This window comes from Pseudomonas sp. NPDC089395 (assembly GCF_044749525.1).
Taxonomy (GTDB): domain Bacteria; phylum Pseudomonadota; class Gammaproteobacteria; order Pseudomonadales; family Pseudomonadaceae; genus Aquipseudomonas.
This window is the reverse complement of sequence record NZ_JBIVID010000002.1, coordinates 695,369-711,454: the sequence shown is the minus strand read 5'-3', so window position 1 is coordinate 711,454 and position 16,086 is coordinate 695,369. Positions and strand designations below refer to the sequence as shown.

Annotated in this window: 18 protein-coding genes; 11 read left to right on the top strand and 7 right to left on the bottom strand. The window is 64.0% G+C overall.

What is annotated here, in order from left to right; genetic code table 11:
- Positions 1 to 22: 22 nt before the first annotated feature.
- The gene (locus tag ACIPZG_RS08280) at positions 23 to 721 is read right to left on the bottom strand and encodes a pirin family protein (RefSeq protein ID WP_400712110.1); all 699 of its coding nucleotides are present in this window, start codon (positions 719 to 721) and stop codon (positions 23 to 25) included.
- Between the two features lie 186 nt (positions 722 to 907).
- Here ACIPZG_RS08280 and ACIPZG_RS08275 point away from each other — a divergent pair, with 186 nt between their 5' ends.
- Positions 908 to 3,412, top strand: a complete 2,505-nt coding sequence (locus ACIPZG_RS08275) for a UvrD-helicase domain-containing protein (protein WP_400712107.1) — start codon at positions 908 to 910, stop codon at positions 3,410 to 3,412.
- A gap of 6 nt (positions 3,413 to 3,418) precedes the next feature.
- Here the strand turns inward: ACIPZG_RS08275 and ACIPZG_RS08270 are convergent, their stop codons facing one another.
- Both ACIPZG_RS08270 and ACIPZG_RS08265 read right to left on the bottom strand, forming a co-directional pair.
- Positions 3,419 to 3,949, bottom strand: coding sequence for an NEL-type E3 ubiquitin ligase domain-containing protein (locus ACIPZG_RS08270; protein ID WP_400712104.1), 531 nt, complete (start codon positions 3,947 to 3,949; stop codon positions 3,419 to 3,421).
- A 4-nt stretch (positions 3,950 to 3,953) separates the two neighbouring features.
- Positions 3,954 to 4,379 (bottom strand): NEL-type E3 ubiquitin ligase domain-containing protein, encoded by a 426-nt coding sequence (locus ACIPZG_RS08265; protein WP_400712219.1) that lies wholly within the window; start codon positions 4,377 to 4,379, stop codon positions 3,954 to 3,956.
- Between ACIPZG_RS08265 and ACIPZG_RS08260 the strand changes: the two genes are divergently transcribed.
- From ACIPZG_RS08260 to ACIPZG_RS08240, 5 genes are all read left to right on the top strand, one after another.
- Positions 4,305 to 4,622: a hypothetical protein gene (locus ACIPZG_RS08260; protein ID WP_400712101.1), complete on the top strand. Its 318-nt coding sequence runs from the start codon at positions 4,305 to 4,307 to the stop codon at positions 4,620 to 4,622. The two genes, ACIPZG_RS08265 and ACIPZG_RS08260, sit on opposite strands and share 75 nt — an antisense overlap.
- A gap of 130 nt (positions 4,623 to 4,752) precedes the next feature.
- A complete protein-coding gene (locus ACIPZG_RS08255; protein WP_400712098.1) occupies positions 4,753 to 5,679 on the top strand; it encodes an alpha/beta fold hydrolase in 927 nt (308 codons plus the stop codon).
- A gap of 75 nt (positions 5,680 to 5,754) precedes the next feature.
- Entirely contained in the window at positions 5,755 to 6,174 is a 420-nt protein-coding gene (locus tag ACIPZG_RS08250; protein ID WP_400712095.1) for a VOC family protein, read from the top strand.
- Positions 6,171 to 6,950, top strand: coding sequence for an alpha/beta fold hydrolase (locus ACIPZG_RS08245; protein WP_400712092.1), 780 nt, complete (start codon positions 6,171 to 6,173; stop codon positions 6,948 to 6,950). The genes ACIPZG_RS08250 and ACIPZG_RS08245 overlap by 4 nt, the downstream gene beginning before the upstream one ends.
- Positions 6,951 to 7,134: 184 nt before the next feature.
- Positions 7,135 to 8,808, top strand: coding sequence for an MFS transporter (locus ACIPZG_RS08240; protein ID WP_400712089.1), 1,674 nt, complete (start codon positions 7,135 to 7,137; stop codon positions 8,806 to 8,808).
- A gap of 47 nt (positions 8,809 to 8,855) precedes the next feature.
- On the opposite strand, the gene ACIPZG_RS08235 is transcribed toward ACIPZG_RS08240, so the two are convergent.
- Positions 8,856 to 9,425, bottom strand: coding sequence for a hypothetical protein (locus ACIPZG_RS08235; RefSeq protein ID WP_400712086.1), 570 nt, complete (start codon positions 9,423 to 9,425; stop codon positions 8,856 to 8,858).
- A 76-nt stretch (positions 9,426 to 9,501) separates the two neighbouring features.
- The gene (locus tag ACIPZG_RS08230; RefSeq protein ID WP_400712083.1) at positions 9,502 to 9,888 is read right to left on the bottom strand and encodes a VOC family protein; all 387 of its coding nucleotides are present in this window, start codon (positions 9,886 to 9,888) and stop codon (positions 9,502 to 9,504) included.
- 255 nt (positions 9,889 to 10,143) lie between these two features.
- On the opposite strand from ACIPZG_RS08230, the gene ACIPZG_RS08225 reads away from it, so the two are divergent.
- The 3 genes from ACIPZG_RS08225 to ACIPZG_RS08215 all read left to right on the top strand — a co-directional run bounded on the left by ACIPZG_RS08225 (position 10,144) and on the right by ACIPZG_RS08215 (position 12,055).
- A complete protein-coding gene (locus tag ACIPZG_RS08225) occupies positions 10,144 to 10,632 on the top strand; it encodes a heme-binding protein (RefSeq protein WP_400712080.1) in 489 nt (162 codons plus the stop codon).
- 122 nt (positions 10,633 to 10,754) lie between these two features.
- Positions 10,755 to 11,660, top strand: coding sequence for a LysR family transcriptional regulator (locus ACIPZG_RS08220; protein WP_400712077.1), 906 nt, complete (start codon positions 10,755 to 10,757; stop codon positions 11,658 to 11,660).
- Positions 11,661 to 11,797: 137 nt separating this feature from the next.
- The gene (locus ACIPZG_RS08215; protein WP_400712074.1) at positions 11,798 to 12,055 is read left to right on the top strand and encodes a hypothetical protein; all 258 of its coding nucleotides are present in this window, start codon (positions 11,798 to 11,800) and stop codon (positions 12,053 to 12,055) included.
- Positions 12,056 to 12,162: 107 nt separating this feature from the next.
- On the opposite strand, the gene ACIPZG_RS08210 is transcribed toward ACIPZG_RS08215, so the two are convergent.
- The gene (locus ACIPZG_RS08210; protein WP_400712071.1) at positions 12,163 to 12,579 is read right to left on the bottom strand and encodes a RidA family protein; all 417 of its coding nucleotides are present in this window, start codon (positions 12,577 to 12,579) and stop codon (positions 12,163 to 12,165) included.
- Positions 12,579 to 13,898, bottom strand: coding sequence for a flavin-containing monooxygenase (locus ACIPZG_RS08205; protein ID WP_400712068.1), 1,320 nt, complete (start codon positions 13,896 to 13,898; stop codon positions 12,579 to 12,581). Before ACIPZG_RS08205 ends, ACIPZG_RS08210 begins: the two co-directional genes overlap by 1 nt.
- Positions 13,899 to 14,201: 303 nt before the next feature.
- Between ACIPZG_RS08205 and ACIPZG_RS08200 the strand changes: the two genes are divergently transcribed.
- Positions 14,202 to 14,879 (top strand): DUF1028 domain-containing protein, encoded by a 678-nt coding sequence (locus tag ACIPZG_RS08200; RefSeq protein WP_400712065.1) that lies wholly within the window; start codon positions 14,202 to 14,204, stop codon positions 14,877 to 14,879.
- On the top strand, positions 14,872 to 16,032 hold the full coding sequence (argE, locus tag ACIPZG_RS08195; RefSeq protein ID WP_400712062.1) for an acetylornithine deacetylase: 1,161 nt from the start codon (positions 14,872 to 14,874) through the stop codon (positions 16,030 to 16,032). The genes ACIPZG_RS08200 and argE overlap by 8 nt, the downstream gene beginning before the upstream one ends.
- The last annotated feature ends 54 nt before the right edge of the window (positions 16,033 to 16,086 follow it).

Below are 16,086 nucleotides of genomic sequence, written 5' to 3'. Positions count from 1 at the left end.
GCCGCCAAGCGGCCCCAGTCACTCAAGCCACATCGACCAGCACGATCTCGCTGTCTTCCACCGCAGTCACCCGCAGTACCTCCTCCCGCTCGATCGCCATGCCATCCCGGGCCTTGGCCCGCACCCCGTTGACCTCCACCAGCCCCTTGGCCGGCACCAGGTAACCCCGGCGCCCGGCATCAAAGTGGTATTCGGCCGTCTCACCGGCCTTCAGCGTCGCCGCCACCAGCCGTGCATCGGTGCGAATCTGCAGGCTGTCTGCATCGCCCGCCCGACCACTGGCCAAGGTCACGAACCCTTCGCCACGTTCACCTTTGGGGAACGGTCGCGTCCCCCACGACGGTGCATCACCCACACGCTCCGGAATGATCCAGATCTGGAAGATGCGGGTATCGACCGTTTCCTGGTTGTACTCGCTGTGCACGATACCGCTGCCAGCGCTCATCACTTGCACGTCGCCGGCTTCGGTTCGGCCCTTGTTACCCAGGCTGTCCTGGTGGCTGATGGCACCTTCACGCACGTAGGTGATGATCTCCATGTCGCGGTGCGGGTGCGGCGGGAAACCGCTGCCGGCAGCGATCAAGTCGTCGTTCCACACCCGCAGGTTGCCCCAGTGCATGCGGGCGGGGTCGTGGTACTCGGCGAACGAGAAGTGATGGTGGGCATCGAGCCAGCCGTGGTTGGCGTGGCCGAGGCTTTCGAACGGTCGCAGTTGCAGCATGGTCGTGCTCCTTGAATCAGTGGAATGACGCCATGATGCGCCAATGAAACATCGAAATTAAGCGTAAATATCGACTTATGATTATCGAAATGGTCGATTGGATAAGGCGTTGTGAAATCTCCGGTTCATCGCCTAATGCACTGATCTGCAAGCATTCGCTGGCGATTTTTGGCAGATGAAGCGAACATGCCCGCTGATTCGATTTTCAACGGAGTGACCGTGGCCCACGAGCAACCCCAGGCCCCCGCCGAACTGACCCCACCCGCCCAATTGCCCTGGTTTCGTCGCCTCGCCGCGCGCCTGTTGGGCCGTGGCCTGACTCGCCTGCAGGCGCAACACCGCGACTCCTGGTTCCTCGGTCACGCCAGTGGCCAGCGTAACGGCCATGCCGATGGCCTGCGCGAAGGCTTCGAGCGGGGGCGTGCAGAAGGTTACGAGGCCGGGCGCCAGGTGCTGGTGATCCGCGATTCGCGCCCCGACAGCGCCGCCGTGCCCGGCCAGGACGACAATTTGTTCGACGACTGGCGCCTGCCGCTGACGGCCGAGCTGAAGAAACGCTTCAAGGCCGATGTGGCCCAGCGCCTGCCCGCAGAAGCCCAGCCCAGCGCGGCGCAGTGGAAGCTGATCTTCAGCGACACGCCGTCCACCTGCGTGGTGGCGGGAGCGGGGGCGGGCAAGTCGACCTCGCTGGTACTGCGCATCCTGCTGCTGCGCCACTACCTGGGCTACGAGCTGGACGCCATGACCGTGGTGACCTTCACCCGCGAGTCGCGCAAAGACTTCATCAAGCGCCTGGTGCAGGTGTTCGCCTTGTGGCAGCTCGACCTGCAACCGGCCCGCGCCCGCGAACTGGTGCGCACCTTCCACTCGCGCATCCTGCCGCTGGTGCGCAGCCTGCCGGGCTTCGGCCAACTGCGCGCCTTCGAGACCCTGGGCAACGAGATGCCCGCCGGCAGCGAGGCGCAAGCCGAGAGCAACCCGTTCGACTTGCGCCTGAACGATGCCCAGCGCCAGCAGCTCAACCTCTGTTACCGCGACCTGCTCGAAAGCAGCCCGCGCTTTGCCGAGATCGTCGCCACCCTGCGCCGTGAGGCCTTGCAGCTCAAACCGTTGGACCCGGACCATCCCGACGTGCAAAAACGCGTGCAGGTGCTGCAACTGGCCGCCCAGCGCGACGAAGAACTGTGCGATGTGATCGAGGACCTGTGGTTTGCCGCCGGCGCCTGGCCGATCAAGGGCATCGAGCCGTGCCGCGAAACCGTCGAGATCCGTGGCAGCCGCTTCCATGTCCATGGTCGCCTGGAGGGTCTCGATGCCTGGGTGGTGCTGGGCTTCGACCCGTCCGAGAGTGCCCAGTACCAGCGCCCCGGCGCAAAGCTTGCGGTGCGCGCGGAGTGGGCGGTGAAGCGCACGTTACTTCAAGCTTTCTGCGACAAGCCGTTGATCTGGCTGGACAACTACGCCATGGCCCGGCGCCTGGCCGCGTCGCTGGCGGGCGATGCCGTGGCCGGCCCTGGCTTCGAGTACAAGGTCAAAGGCGAGCTTGCCCAGGCGCCGTTGCTCGATGCCTTCGTCGGCGCTGCCACCTTCATCGAGAACCTCGGCCTTGAGGTGAATACGGCTGTGGCGGCCATGAGCTTCCCGTCGGGCGACCATGACGCGCTGTTCTTCGAAGCCCTGGCCTTGTACTGGACAGCGCTGGAAGCGCACCTGCTGAACCAGTCGCCGCCCGTGATGAGCTACAACCGCATGTTCGCCCTGTTCGGCGAGAACAACCCGGAGAACCTGCAACTGCTGCCCGACCCGCTGTTGCGGCCCCTGGCACACCTGATGATCGACGAGTTCCAGGACGTGTCGCCACAGATCGTCAGCTGGTTGCGTGCCTGCCTGGCCGAGATCCGTCGGCGTGGCCCGACCCTGCACACCGGGCGCCATGCCCAGCATTCGTCGCTGTTGTGCGTGGGTGACGATTGGCAGTCGATCTATGGCTGGCGAGGCAGTTCGCCGAAGTATTTCATGGAGTTCACCAAGGCTTTCCCGTCGCCGGCCAACACCCGGGTGATGCTGGTCGACAACTACCGCTGCCAGCAGCAGGTGATCGATGCGGCCGAGCACCTGGTCAAGGGCGCGCCGGCCATCGCCGGCAAGAAGGCCCGGGCCGCGGGCCCGGCAGCCGAGTTGCCAGGTTCGCCGGTCAAGGTGTTCGAGCGCGACGAGGCGGCGCTAGGGCAGACGCTGATCGAGCATTACCAGCGTGGCGAGTCGGTGATGATGCTGTACCGCAAAGGCAGCGACAAAGCGCTGATGAGTGAGCACCTGCACAGCGTGTTGCAGGCTGAGGCCGCGTTGCCCGCCGAACAGCGGCGCCTGCGTCAGCTCACCTACCACAGTGCCAAGGGCCTGCAGGCCGATGCGGTGTTCATGCTCGGGGATTGCCAGTACCTGACCAGCTCGCCGTACAAGAACCAGGTGTATCGCCAGGCCGGCCTTGGCCGCGCTGGCGATGCCCAGCCGTTCGACACGGCGCAGAAGGAAGAGGTGCAGCGCCTGGCCTATGTGGCGGTGACCCGTGCGGTCAGGCACTGCTATTGGCATGTGGAAGCGGCCAACGGTGAGGTGGCGGCATTGCCACGTGCGTCAAGCCAAGTGGATGGCCGGCAGGCCTTCTTCGAGGACCTGCGCGGTCAGTAGTGGCGGTCAGTCGTTCATGTCCTGCTCGCGGGTGAGTTGTTCGAACAAGGCTTGGCGTTCCTGATCGCGCCCAGCGTTCAGGCGCCGGCTGGCCTGGTCGTAGGCGTGGTCTTGCAGGGCCATTCGGCGCAGTTGGCCGCCTTCGTCCAGCGGCGCCGTGGGGAGCACCTCGGTGATTGCCTGCAGGACCACCTGAGCCAGCGAAGTCACTGCTTCGTTATCAGGGTCCAGGCAGTAATCCAGGTACTGCATGCCTTGATACCAGCGTTCGTCCACTGTGCCGAACCGCCTCGCAAAGCGCTGGATGAGGTAGCGCTGCCAGGTAGGCTGCCGTGCAACCCAGCCCCTGCGCTCGGCAGCAGTCTGGTCGAGCACGACAACCGCCCGCTCGACGTTGCTCGCCACCTGTGCCGAGATCATGGCTTCGGCGCGATAGAGCATGTCTTGGCTGGGTTCCGGGAAATCCAGCAGCGCCGCCAGGTCCTGGCGTAACGCCAGGCGTATTTCGATCAGGTCGGTTCCGCGTTCCAGCAGCATTGCGTCATCGAGCGCATCGAGGCTGTCCAGGGGGGGGAACGGCGAGGTTTTCCGGCTGCGCTTCGGCGGGCAGTCGTTCCAGTTCGCGCAGGCGTGCCAGGCGTGCCACGCGGGCGAGCTGAATGCGCTCGCCCAGCGCGTTAGTCATTTCGCGGCGATAGAGACGTCTGTAGAAGTTGAACAGGTAGGCGGGGCGTTCGGCTTCCTCGCGCAGCGCGCTGAACCCATCGGCACCGGCGTCACCGCAGGTGGGGGGGTATTGCTGCGCGATGTTGTCCAGGTGGGTGCGCAGTTCTTCATCCTGCGCGGCCTGCTCAAGCAGTTGCCAGACCTGGTTGGCCATGCCTCGCGGGTTATGCTCGGCCTGTGCCGACCCCGCCACCCGTTCGAGCACATCGCGCAGGTGGCGATTGCCATCGTTCTCGAACAGCTCGTCCCAGAGCTGTCGCTGCTGATCGTTGGCGTCTTGCAGCCAGAAGTCTTCGACAGCGGCCGACAGGTCGCTGTCGATATGGGCTTCTACTCCTGTGCCGCGCAGGCTGCGGTTGTTTTGCGCGTCCAGGTCATTGCCGTTGAAGTCCCAAAAACTGTTGTTGCGCCGTGTACTAATGGCTTCGGCGAATGGGCTGGTGAGGCTCTGCTCCAGGTCAGCCCGGGAGGCGGCGTGCGGTAATTAACTGCTCGGTACGGTCGGTCACGCACATGTGGCGGTCGGCGAGGGGTCAGCAGCAGCCGATCGGCTGGGTCAAGGTAGGGTGCCGGCCTGACGAGTACGCGCCAGGCACCAGTCAGGGAGAGAGAGCATGCGTTCGCCGTTCAGTCCCAAGGACCATCTGCTGGACCTTGACGGAATCGAGATTGCCGTGCGTTGTTGGGGGCCGGAAGACGGCATGCCGGTGCTGGCCTTGCACGGCTGGCTGGACAACGCCGCCTCGTTCGAGCGCCTGGCGCCCATGCTCGAAGGCTGTTTCGTCGTGGCCCCGGACCTGGTCGGCCATGGCCGCTCCGACCATCGCCGCCACGACAGCGGCTACTACCTCTGGGAGCACGCCGAGGACATGCTGGCGGTGACCGACAGCCTGGGCCTGGGGCGGTTTCATGTGCTGGCCCATGGCATGGGCACCGGCATCGCTTCACTGCTTGCCGCCATGACCAGTGGCATCGCGAGCATGATCTTCCTCGATGGCATGGGTGCACCGTTCACCGTCGCCGAGGATGACCGGGTGCAGCACCTGGCCCGTGCCTACCGGCTCAAACGCATGGTCCAGCGCAGCCAGCTGCAAGGCTTTGCCGCGCCTGACGGCAGCCAGTTCGACAACCTTGAAGCGGCCCTGGAACAGCGACGCAAGCGCCTGGATGGCGAATTGTCGGAAGACGCCGCGCGGCTGCTGGCCCTGCGCGACTTGCTGCAGGTGGGGGAGGGCTATTGCTGGCGGCATGACCCGCGCCTGGTGCTGCCCGAGCCGATGCCGCTGACCGAGCGCGAGGCCTGCGACCTGCTTCGGGAAATCCGTTGCCCGCTGTACCTGTTGCTCGGCCGCCAGGGCGCATTTACCGGCGGCGCATTCGAGCGGCGCCAGCCCGCCCTGCCAGACCATGCGCGGGTTTCCTGGCACCCCGGTGGGCACCATTTGCACCTGGAGGCGCCGGAGCGTGCGCTGGCCGAGCAGATATTACGCATGCTGAGCCGCCACGACGGTGGCCTGCTGCAACGCCTGGTCAACGAGTGAGCAGGATGGTCAGCGTGCAGGTTCCTGGGCTATCGTGGGCGCTGCCTTCGCGCAACCGCCACAAGGAGATCCGGCATGCGACCCTTCACCCTCAAGCACATCGATCATCTGGTTTTGCGGGTCAGTGACCTGCAGCGCAGCGTGGCGTTCTACCGCGACCTGCTGGGCTGCACGGTCAGCCGGGAGCGCGAAGACCTGGGGATGGTCCACCTGGCCACGGGGGCGGCGATGATCGACCTGGTGACCCTGGATGGCCCGCTGGGGCGCCCAGGTGGCGCGGCGCCGGGCGCTGAAGGGCGCAACCTGCATCATTTCTGCCTGCGCATCGAACCGTTCGACGAACAGGCACTGACCGCCTACCTGGAAGCCGCCGGGGTGACTGTCGAGCCGGCCGAAAAGCGCTACGGCGCCGAGGGCGAAGGGCTGTCGCTGTACTGCTTCGACCCCGATGGCAACCAGGTCGAGCTCAAAGGGCCGGTGGTGGAGGCGGTATGACGCCAGTCACGTTGTGTGAACACTGGATCGACACGCCCGAGGGCAGGCTGTTCGCCCAGGACTGGCTACCGGCTTCAGCGCAGGGCGTGCCGATCATCCTGTTGCATGACTCGCTGGGGTGCGTGGCCTTGTGGCGTGACTTCCCCGCGCAACTGGCCGCTGCCACCGGGCATCGGGTGATTGCCTATGATCGCCTGGGCTTTGGCCGTTCCGATCCGCATCCGGGTTTCTTGGCTCGGGGCTTCGTCGAGGCACAGGCGCAACAGGGGTTCGCGCAGGTGCTGGGTCAACTCGGGGTCGACGCGTTCATCGTCTTCGGCCACAGCGTCGGGGGCGGTATGGCGGTTGCCTGTGCAGCCCATTTTGCCGAGCGGTGCCAGGCGCTGATCATCGAATCGGCCCAGGCATTCGTCGAAAACCTCACCCTGCAGGGCATCCGCGATGCCGACCGCCAGTTCGCCGAGCCGGGGCAGTTGGAGCGCTTGACGCGGTATCACGGCGACAAGGCCCAGTGGGTCCTGCGGGCATGGGTGGACACCTGGCTGCAGCCAGCCTTCACCGATTGGAACCTCGATGCCTTGCTGGCGAAGGTGCGCTGTCCGATGCTCTGCCTGCACGGTGACCAGGACGAGTTTGGCTCGGTGGCGCATCCGCGGCGCTTCACCGAACGGGCCGGCGGCCCCAGCATGATGCGCCTGTTGCAAGGTTGCGGGCACGTCCCGCACCGGGAGCAGGCCGCGACCGTGCTGGCCGAGGTGCAACGGTTTCTGGGGTGATGGCATCTGCCGATGCTGGCAAGTGGATATCCCGACAAAGCCTATTATGCTTACCTTGCAGCGATTCGAGGCGGCCCGCCTCGTCGTGCTTCGCGCAACCAATGCAAGCCCTGGGGCCTGGGTGCGAAGTTGAATCGGGTATGAGGTGCTCCGGCCTGCGATAAAAACAAGACGGAGGCAACCCATGGCGGTTATCGACAGCGCATCCACGGGCAGTAGCGCGCCCCAACGTGGCATCACCAAGGAGGAGCGCAAGGTCATTTTCGCCTCCTCCCTGGGCACGGTGTTCGAATGGTACGACTTCTACCTGTATGGCTCACTGGCGGCGATCATCGCCAAGCACTTCTTCGCCGGCGTCAATGAAACCACCTCGTTCATTTTCGCCTTGATGGCCTTCGCCGCAGGTTTTGCCGTGCGGCCGTTCGGCGCCGTCGTGTTCGGCCGCCTGGGCGACATGATCGGGCGCAAGCACACCTTCCTCATCACCATCATCATCATGGGCCTGTCGACCGCCATCGTCGGCCTGTTGCCCAGCTATGCCAGCATCGGCGTGGCAGCTCCGGTCATCCTGATCACCCTGCGCCTGCTGCAGGGCCTGGCCCTGGGTGGCGAATATGGCGGTGCGGCAACCTATGTCGCCGAGCATGCGCCCAAAGGCCGGCGCGGGTTCTTCACGGCCTGGATCCAGACCACTGCGACGCTTGGCCTGTTCCTCTCGCTGCTGGTGATCCTGGCCTGTCGCACGGCCATGGGTACCGAGGCGTTCGAGGCCTGGGGCTGGCGCATACCCTTCCTGCTGTCGATCCTGCTGCTGGCGATTTCGGTGTACATCCGCCTGCAGCTCAACGAGTCGCCGGTGTTCCTGAAGATGAAAGCCGAAGGCAAGGCGTCGAAGGCGCCGTTGACCGAATCCTTCGCACGCTGGGAAAATCTCAAGGTGGTGATCATGGCGCTGCTCGGCGGCACCGCCGGCCAGGCGGTGGTGTGGTACACCGGGCAGTTCTATGCGCTGTTCTTCCTGTTGCAGACTTTGAAGATCGACCCGCAGACCGCCAACCTGTTGATCGCAGGTTCCTTGCTGATCGGTACGCCGTTCTTCATCTTCTTCGGCAGCCTGTCCGACCGCATCGGTCGCAAGAAGATCATCATGGCCGGCTGCATCATCGCCGCGCTCACCTACTTCCCGATCTTCAAGGCGCTGACCGAATACGGCAACCCGGATGTGTTCGTTGCCCAGGAGCAGAACCCGGTGGTGGTGGTAGCCGACCCTGGCCAGTGCGCATTCCAGTTCGACCCGGTGGGCAAGGCCAAATTCATCAGTTCCTGCGACATCGCCAAGAGCCTGCTGGCCAAGCGGGCGATCCCCTACGAAAACCAGAAAGCCGAGCCGGGCAGCGTGGCGCAGATCCGCATTGGTGAGCGGGTGATCCCAAGCTTCGAGGGCAGCACGCTGGCGGCGGCTGACCTCAAGACCCAGGGCGACGCTTTCACCGCGACGTTGACGGGTGCATTGAAAGAGGCCGGTTACCCGGAAAAAGCCGACCCGGCGAAGATCCATTACCCGATGGTGCTGTTGCTGCTGACCATCCTAGTGATCTACGTGACCATGGTTTACGGGCCGATTGCAGCCTGGCTGGTGGAGTTGTTCCCGGCGCGTATCCGCTACACCTCGATGTCGCTGCCGTACCATATCGGTAATGGGTGGTTCGGCGGTTTCTTGCCGACCGTGGCCTTTGCCATGGTGGCGGCGACCGGGGACATCTACTACGGGCTGTGGTACCCGATCGTGATTGCACTGATGACGGCGGTGTTGGGGATCTTCTTCATGCCGGAAACCAAGGATCGGGATATCAACTGAGCCTTGTGTGGTGGCTGCCGGCGATAGGGCCGGTGCCGCCACTGCAATCAGTCGAAGTAGCCACGCAGGGTATAGGCATAGCCAATATCCACCGCCGTGGCCTGGCCCCGGCTCCAGCGCTTTTTCATCACGAACTCGAACGCCGGCTCGTACAGGCCGTCACGCACCACCGCCCCGCCCAGCACTTCGACGTCATACCAGCCATTGTCCACCTCGACGATTGGCCGCCCAGGCACCTGGTAGCGGGCCAGCAGGTCGCCGAGGGTCTTGGGCGTGAAATGCTGCAGGATGCGCCAGGTGTACAGCATCACGGCGCGGTTCTCCACCTGTAGCACATAGCCGTTGCGCCGATGTTTCAGGCGGCTGCCGGGCTCGAGCAGGGCCGGTGGGTGGCCATCGAGGGTGAAGATGATGTGGTAGGGCAGATTGTCGACCCCGGCCAGAGGCAGCACGACGCCTTCCTGCACGGCCAGGTCGCCACTGTCGCCATGGGTGAATGCGTTGGCCAGGTCGGCAGGCAGCTGGTGTTCGTGCTTGAAACGGTCGAGCAACTGGATGTCACCGACCAGAAAGTAGTCGACCAGGTCGTTGAGCACTTCGCTGAATTCGTGGCGCATCTGTTTTCCTTATTGTGGCGCACGGGCAACAGCAGCCAATGTAGCGAATGGGTACACGGCCTGCCAGGGGGCAGTGTCAGTGTTTCTGGGCGATCTGGATCAGGTTGCCGCAGGTGTCGTCGAACACGGCAACGGTGACCGGGCCCAGGGCGGTGGGCTCCTGGGTGAACTTGACCCCGGCCTTGCACAAACGGGTGTACTCGGCCTGGATGTCGCGCACGCCGAACGAGGTGGCGGGGATGCCATCTTGCCGGAGGGCGGCCTTGTAGGTCCTGGCAGCCGGGTGCGTGTCTGGTTCCAGCACCAGCTGTACGCCGTTAGGGTCGTTGGGCGAGGTCAGGGTGAGCCAGCGGTACTGGCCCATGGGGATGTCGTCCTTGGGCTCGAAACCGAGCACGTAGTGGTAGAAAGCCAGGGCCTTGGCCTGGTCGTCGACGAGGATGCTGGTGACCACGATCTTCATAGGCGTACACCGTACCTGTGGCTCGTAGGGTTCAGTAAAGACGCTCTGGATCATTTCACCACTAAACAGTGTTTTCCGAACATGGCGTAGGAAAAAAGCAAGCGGATCACCGGATCGCCCTGGCAATGCTGGGCGTGCGCGGGTTGGGCGCGATGGGTGCTCGCGGGTAAATATCGCCTTACATTTACCCAGGTCACGCTGGCCTGGCGGGCGCGTATGGTCCTGCTGGCCATCCAGTCCACAAGGAGCGTTACCATGCGTTTGATCAAACTTGCCCTGTTCGGTTGTGCAATGCTGACAGGCCCGGCGTGGGCCACGACGTTGTCCAGCGGTGAGGCCGCGGCAATGGCCAGCAGGGTGGTCGAACGGGCCACCGAGCAAGGCTACAACGTCAGTGCCACGGTGCTGGACGCCGAGCGCAACACGTTGGCCACGATCAGGTCCGAAAAGGCCGGGCCCTATACGCCCAGAGCCTCGTTCAAGAAAGCCTACACGGCGTTGCTGGTCCAGCAGCCTACCCAGGTATTCATCCGTGAGACGCTAAAGAAACAGCCTGAAGACCTGGAGAAGTTCATCGTTGCCAACATTCGCGACAGTGATCAGCTGATTTTCCTGCCCGGCGGAGTGCCGATCGTCAAGGACGGCCGCATTGTCGGGGCAGTGGGGGTGGGCGGTGCGCCCGGCGGCCACCTGGATGATGCGCTGGCCAGGCAGGTGCTCAAGGAGATGGACTTCACCTACTGAACAAAAACCTGCTCAAGCCATAGGCAAATCCTTCATCAGTCCAAGGCGCCAGCAGCGCGGCGCCAAGGTAAAGTGACAGGAAAATTCCAACGGCGCCGCTGAGCGGCGCCAGAGAGGTGCCTGTGGCTTCCTATACCCTGCGACAACTCAAGTATTTCGTCACCACCGTCGAGGCCGGCAGCGTTGCCGAGGCCTCGCGCCAGCTGTACATCGCCCAGCCCTCGATCTCCACGGCGATCAAGAGCCTGGAAGAGAGCTTCGGCGTGCAACTGTTCATTCGCCACCACGCCCAGGGCGTGTCGCTGACACCCAGCGGCAAGCGCTTCTATGCCAAGACCAAGTCGTTGCTGCAGATGGCTCACGAATTCGAGCAGAACGCCCTGGCCGACAATGACACCGTGGCCGGGCAGATCGACATCGGTTGCTTCGAAACCGTGGCGCCGTTGTACCTGCCGCGTTTGATTGCCGGCTTTCGCCAACGCTACCCGGGCGTCGACATTCGCCTGCGCGATGGCGAACAGCAAGACCTGATCCAGGGCCTGACGGCAGGTACTTTCGATTTGGCGTTTCTCTACGACCACGACCTGGACAACACCATCGAGGCCGAGCCGCTGATGCCGCCGCATAAGCCCTATGTGCTACTCCCCGAGAAGCACCGCTTCGCAGGGCAGGCACAGGTGTCGCTGCGCGACCTGTGCCCTGAGCCGATGATCCTGCTGGACGTGGCGCCGAGCCGTACTTATTTCGTCAGCCTGTTCAACGAAATGGGCCTGACGCCGAACATCGTGTTCAGTTCGCCGTCGATCGAGATGGTGCGCGGCATGGTGGGGCAGGGCTTCGGCTTTTCGCTGCTGGTGACCCGGCCACATTCGGAGTACACCTATGACGGGCAGAAGCTGGTGACGCTGGACATTGCCGAGCCGGTGGCCCTGTCGGGGCTGGCGGCGGCGCGACTGAAGCGGGTGCAGTTGACCAAGCCGGCGCAGTTGTTCGTGGATTTCTGCCGGGAAGAGTTGGCCAAGTTTTGACAGCTTCGGCAGCTAGGCGTGCTCGCGGTAGTTCAGGCTGTCGATCACGGCCAGGGTAGATGCACTTCCGAGTGGGGGGGAGGGTGGCTTAGCGATAGCTTCAGCCAGCTATCCAACCACAGCAGAGCGTGAATCTTATGAAATGTATGGTTTTGGCTGTAACACTGATCACTGCGGGCCTGGTGCAGGCGGCAGAACAAGCGGACGGCGAGCATCAACCAAACGCCGACTTGCATGGCATCACTGACCAGGCCTCCCCCCTTGAAAGCGCGGATGCGCCGGTGAAATTGTCCCGGCAAAAGCGCGGAGTCGGCCCTGTCGTGGGTATGTCATGTGAGGGGGGATACAGACTGGTCGGCGACGATTGTGTCATGAGCAATGTCGAGTTCGAATGATCTCGATGCCCATAAGGACCTGCGCTGAACCCAACATCAGCGCAGTACCTGTGGGAGCCGGCTTGCCGGCGAATGGGGCGCAAAGCGCCCCCAGCCATGTCACTGAATCACTCCTGATCCGGCACCACCGCAATCACATCGATCTCCATCAGCCACTCAGCCTGAGCAAGGCCCGCCACCACCAACCCAGTGGAAATCGGGAACACGCCCTTGAGCCATTTACCCACTTCCTTGTACACCGGCTCGCGGAAGCGCGGGTCGGTGATGTAGGTGGTGGTCTTGACGATGTGCGACAGGTCCGAGCCTGCTTCTTCAAGCAGCTGCTTGACGTTCTTCATCGCCTGTTCGGTTTGCGCCCGTGGGTCGCCCAGGCCTACCAGGCGTCCTTCGAAGTCGGTACCGACCTGGCCACGCACGTAGACAGTGTTGCCCGCGCGAACGGCCTGGCACAGGTCGTTGTCCAGGGTCTGGTTAGGGTAGGTGACCTTGGTGTTGAACATGCGGATGCGAGTGTGAGTAGGCATCAGTGGGCTCCGAGGGTGCTGACGTTGCTGATCGAGGAAGTGTGTTGCTCATCCGCATCACGCTGTTCGCGATCGCGGTAGGCCAGGTAGGTGCGTTGGGTGGCAATGTGGCCGGCGACGTGCTTGGCGTCGTGCCACACGCCCCAGATGAACGACGAGCCACGGCGCGACAGCCAGGGCAGGCCGAGGAAGTACACGCCTGGCTCGCGGGATACGCCGCGCTGGTGCTGTGGCTTGCCGTTGGCATCGAAGGTGTCGACCTGCAGCCAGCTGAAGTCCACGCCATAACCGGTGGCCCAGATGATGCTGGTGACGCCGGCCTGGGCCAGGTCCAGTTCCCGCAGCGGGTTGCTGACGCAATCCGGGTCGGGCAGGCGGTTGCGGGCCTCGGGCTCTTCCGGCAGGTCCAGGCCGTTGCGCTCGACATAGGCATCGGCGGCATCGAGCAGGGCCAGGTAGTTCTCGTCGCCAAGGCGAATGTTCTCGGCCAGGTTGTCCTGGAAGCGCGCCACGCCGTTTTCGAACGACTGGGTCAGGCCGACCAGGGTCATGCCCTGGTGGGCGAGGGCGCGGAAGTCCACGGTGTGGCCGCCACGGGCGCCGCTGACGGCGATGGTCACGTGCTCGCGGCCCGGTTTGGCGATCTCGGCATCCCACTCGCCCAGCACACCCAGCCACCAGCAGAAGTCACGGTTGCGGTAGGCCCGTGGCGGGCGGTCGTGGGCGCCGACCGACAGGTACACCTGGCGCCCGGCACGCATCAGTTCTTCGGCGATCTGCACGCCCGAGGAACCGGCGCCCACCACCAGCACGGCGCCTTGCGGCAGTTGCTCGGGGTTGAAGTAGGCGGCGGAGTGGATCTGGTGCAGCTGCTCGTCCTTGGGCGCAATGGCCGGGATCACCGGGCGCTGGAACGGGCCGGTGGCCGCGACCACGCGGTTGGCACGGATCACGCCCTCGTTGGTTTCGATGGTGAAGCCAGGGCGGTCGGCATTGCGCACCACTTTCTTCACTTCGATACCGGTGCGCACCGGCAGGTTGTATTTGCGCACGTACTGTTCGAAGTAGTCGGCTACCTGGTCCTTGCCAGCGAACGCATCGGCGTCGAGGTTGAATTCAAGGCCGGGGAAGCGGTCGTGCCAGACCGGCCCGTTGGCCACCAGCGAATCCCAGCGACCGGTGCGCCAGGCCTCGGCGATGCGCTTGCGTTCCAGCACCAGGTGCGGCACGCCAAGTTTGCTCAGGTGTTCGCTCATGGCCACGCCGGCTTGGCCGGCGCCGACGACCAGGGTGTCGATTTCGATATTGTTCAGTGTCATGTCCGAGCCCTTGTTCAGGCGGTTTTTGTCAGGTCGGTTTGGAGGACCGCCGTTACCTGGGGCCAGACTAGGGATGCAGGGGGAATCGCGAAAATAGTATTTAGCTAGTGCTTGCCGATAAAACGGCGAAGGCCTTGATGGATAAGGCCTGCGTGAAGGTTTTGCGCTGTTTTTCGGGTGTTTTGAAGGGCGCTTTGCAGCCTTAGTTTTTTCCTCTTCAAGGCACAGGAAAAAGGTCGTTTCGCACACTAGAGGCTTCTGTTCAGATTGCCTGCAATCGCACAGAACAACAGGAGCATTCACATGACCTTTTCCATCATCGGTCGCTGCCAGGAAACCGGCCAGGTCGGTATCGCCATCAGCTCGTCGAGTATCGCCGTTGGCGCGCGTTGCCCATGGGTACGTGCCGGTGTCGGCGCCGTCGCCACCCAGAACATCACCTTGCCTGCGCTGGGGCCGCAGATCCTCGATGCCCTGGAACAGGGCCAGTTGCCGCCCGCCGCGGCATTGGACCGGGTGCTCAGCGCCAATGGCTGGAGCGAGTACCGCCAGGTCACGGTGATTGACAGCCAAGGCCAGGTCGCCCTGTTCACCGGCAAGGAAGCGTTGGGCGTGCACAACGCCGTTGCCGGTGAGCAATGCGCTGCGGCCGGTAACCTGTTGTCTTCGCTGCAGGTGATCGAGGCCATGGTGCAGGCCTTCGAAGAGGCCGGTGGGCATTTGGCTGATCGACTGCTGGCGGCCATGCACGCGGCGATGGCTGCCGGTGGCGAGGCGGGGCCGGTGCACTCGGCGGCGCTGAAGATCGCTGGCGAGTTGACCTGGCCGTTGGTGGACCTGCGTGTGGACTGGGCCGACGAAGACCCGATCGGCGTGCTCGACGGCCTGTGGCAGGCGTATCGCCCGCAGATGCAGGACTACGTCACCCGCGCCCTCGACCCGACCACCGCGCCAAGCTATGGGGTGCCGGGTGATGAGTGAGTTCAGCAGCCGCGCCTTGTTGGCGCGGTTGGTCGGCTTTGCCACGGTCAGCCGCGATTCCAACCTGCAACTGATCGGCTTCGTGCGTGATTACCTGGCTGAGCTTGGCGTGGACAGCGAGCTGTTCCTCAACCCTGAAGGTACCAAGGCCAATCTGTTCGCCACCATCGGCCCCAAGGATGTGGGCGGTGTGGTGCTGTCCGGCCATACCGATGTGGTGCCTGTGGATGGCCAGGCCTGGACGGTCGAGCCGTTTGCCCTGAGTGAGCGCGACGGGCGTCTGTATGGCCGCGGCACGGCCGACATGAAAGGCTTCATCGCCTCGGTGCTGGCAGCGGTGCCGGCGTTACTGGCGCAACCACTGCGCATCCCGGTGCACCTGGCGTTTTCCTATGACGAGGAAGTCGGTTGCCTGGGCGTGCGCTCGATGCTGGCCGCCCTGCAACAGCGGCCGCACAAGCCACGGTTGTGCCTGATCGGCGAGCCCACCGAGCTCAAGCCGGTGCTCGGGCACAAGGGCAAGCTGGCCATGCGCTGCCAGGTACAGGGCGCTGCCTGCCATTCGGCGTATGCGCCTTACGGGGTCAATGCCATCGAGTACGCCGCGAAGCTGATCGGCAAGCTGGGCGAGATCGGTGATGCCCTGGCATTGCCCGAACATCATGACCAACGATTCGATCCGCCGTTCTCGACCGTGCAGACCGGTGTGATCAACGGCGGCAGGGCGTTGAACATCGTGCCCGAGGAATGCGCGTTCGACTTCGAGGTGCGCGCCTTGCCGGGGTTCGAGGCCCAGGCCGTGGCCGACCAGTTGCAGACCTATGCCGAGGCGGAGTTGTTGCCGCGCATGCGCAAGGTCAATGCGGCCAGTGCGATTCGCCTGGCGCCGTTGAGTGCCTACCCGGGATTGGCCACGCCGGCGGACAGCGAGGCGGCGCGGTTGGTGGCGCTGCTCAGTAAGTCAGAGGAATTTGGCACAGTGGCGTTCGGCACCGAAGGTGGGCTGTTCGACCAGGCCGGCATCCCCACGGTGGTGTGCGGACCGGGCAGCATGGATCAGGGGCACAAGCCGGATGAGTACGTCAGTGTCGAGCAGTTGCAGGGGTGTGATGCGATGCTGCTGAGGCTGGTGGATTACCTCAAGCAGGGGTGATTGCGCTGGCCCATCGCCGGCAAGCCGGCGATGGGCCGCAAAGCGGCCCCACGG

Excerpts from the sequence above, each read along its gene's own strand:
- ACIPZG_RS08280 (WP_400712110.1), bottom strand. The coding sequence starts at position 721 with ATGCTGCAACTGCGACCGTTCGAAAGCCTCGGCCACGCCAACCACGGC.
- ACIPZG_RS08270 (WP_400712104.1), bottom strand. The coding sequence starts at position 3,949 with ATGCTGCTGGAACGCGGAACCGACCTGATCGAAATACGCCTGGCGTTA.
- ACIPZG_RS08200 (WP_400712065.1), top strand. The coding sequence starts at position 14,202 with ATGACCTTTTCCATCATCGGTCGCTGCCAGGAAACCGGCCAGGTCGGT.
- ACIPZG_RS08260 (WP_400712101.1), top strand. The coding sequence starts at position 4,305 with ATGCTCGGCCTGTGCCGACCCCGCCACCCGTTCGAGCACATCGCGCAG.
- ACIPZG_RS08235 (WP_400712086.1), bottom strand. The coding sequence starts at position 9,425 with ATGCGCCACGAATTCAGCGAAGTGCTCAACGACCTGGTCGACTACTTT.
- ACIPZG_RS08215 (WP_400712074.1), top strand. The coding sequence starts at position 11,798 with ATGAAATGTATGGTTTTGGCTGTAACACTGATCACTGCGGGCCTGGTG.
- ACIPZG_RS08245 (WP_400712092.1), top strand. The coding sequence starts at position 6,171 with ATGACGCCAGTCACGTTGTGTGAACACTGGATCGACACGCCCGAGGGC.
- ACIPZG_RS08205 (WP_400712068.1), bottom strand. The coding sequence starts at position 13,898 with ATGACACTGAACAATATCGAAATCGACACCCTGGTCGTCGGCGCCGGC.
- ACIPZG_RS08230 (WP_400712083.1), bottom strand. The coding sequence starts at position 9,888 with ATGAAGATCGTGGTCACCAGCATCCTCGTCGACGACCAGGCCAAGGCC.
- ACIPZG_RS08210 (WP_400712071.1), bottom strand. The coding sequence starts at position 12,579 with ATGCCTACTCACACTCGCATCCGCATGTTCAACACCAAGGTCACCTAC.
- ACIPZG_RS08275 (WP_400712107.1), top strand. The coding sequence starts at position 908 with ATGCCCGCTGATTCGATTTTCAACGGAGTGACCGTGGCCCACGAGCAA.
- ACIPZG_RS08255 (WP_400712098.1), top strand. The coding sequence starts at position 4,753 with ATGCGTTCGCCGTTCAGTCCCAAGGACCATCTGCTGGACCTTGACGGA.
- ACIPZG_RS08240 (WP_400712089.1), top strand. The coding sequence starts at position 7,135 with ATGGCGGTTATCGACAGCGCATCCACGGGCAGTAGCGCGCCCCAACGT.
- ACIPZG_RS08250 (WP_400712095.1), top strand. The coding sequence starts at position 5,755 with ATGCGACCCTTCACCCTCAAGCACATCGATCATCTGGTTTTGCGGGTC.
- ACIPZG_RS08225 (WP_400712080.1), top strand. The coding sequence starts at position 10,144 with ATGCGTTTGATCAAACTTGCCCTGTTCGGTTGTGCAATGCTGACAGGC.
- argE (WP_400712062.1), top strand. The coding sequence starts at position 14,872 with ATGAGTGAGTTCAGCAGCCGCGCCTTGTTGGCGCGGTTGGTCGGCTTT.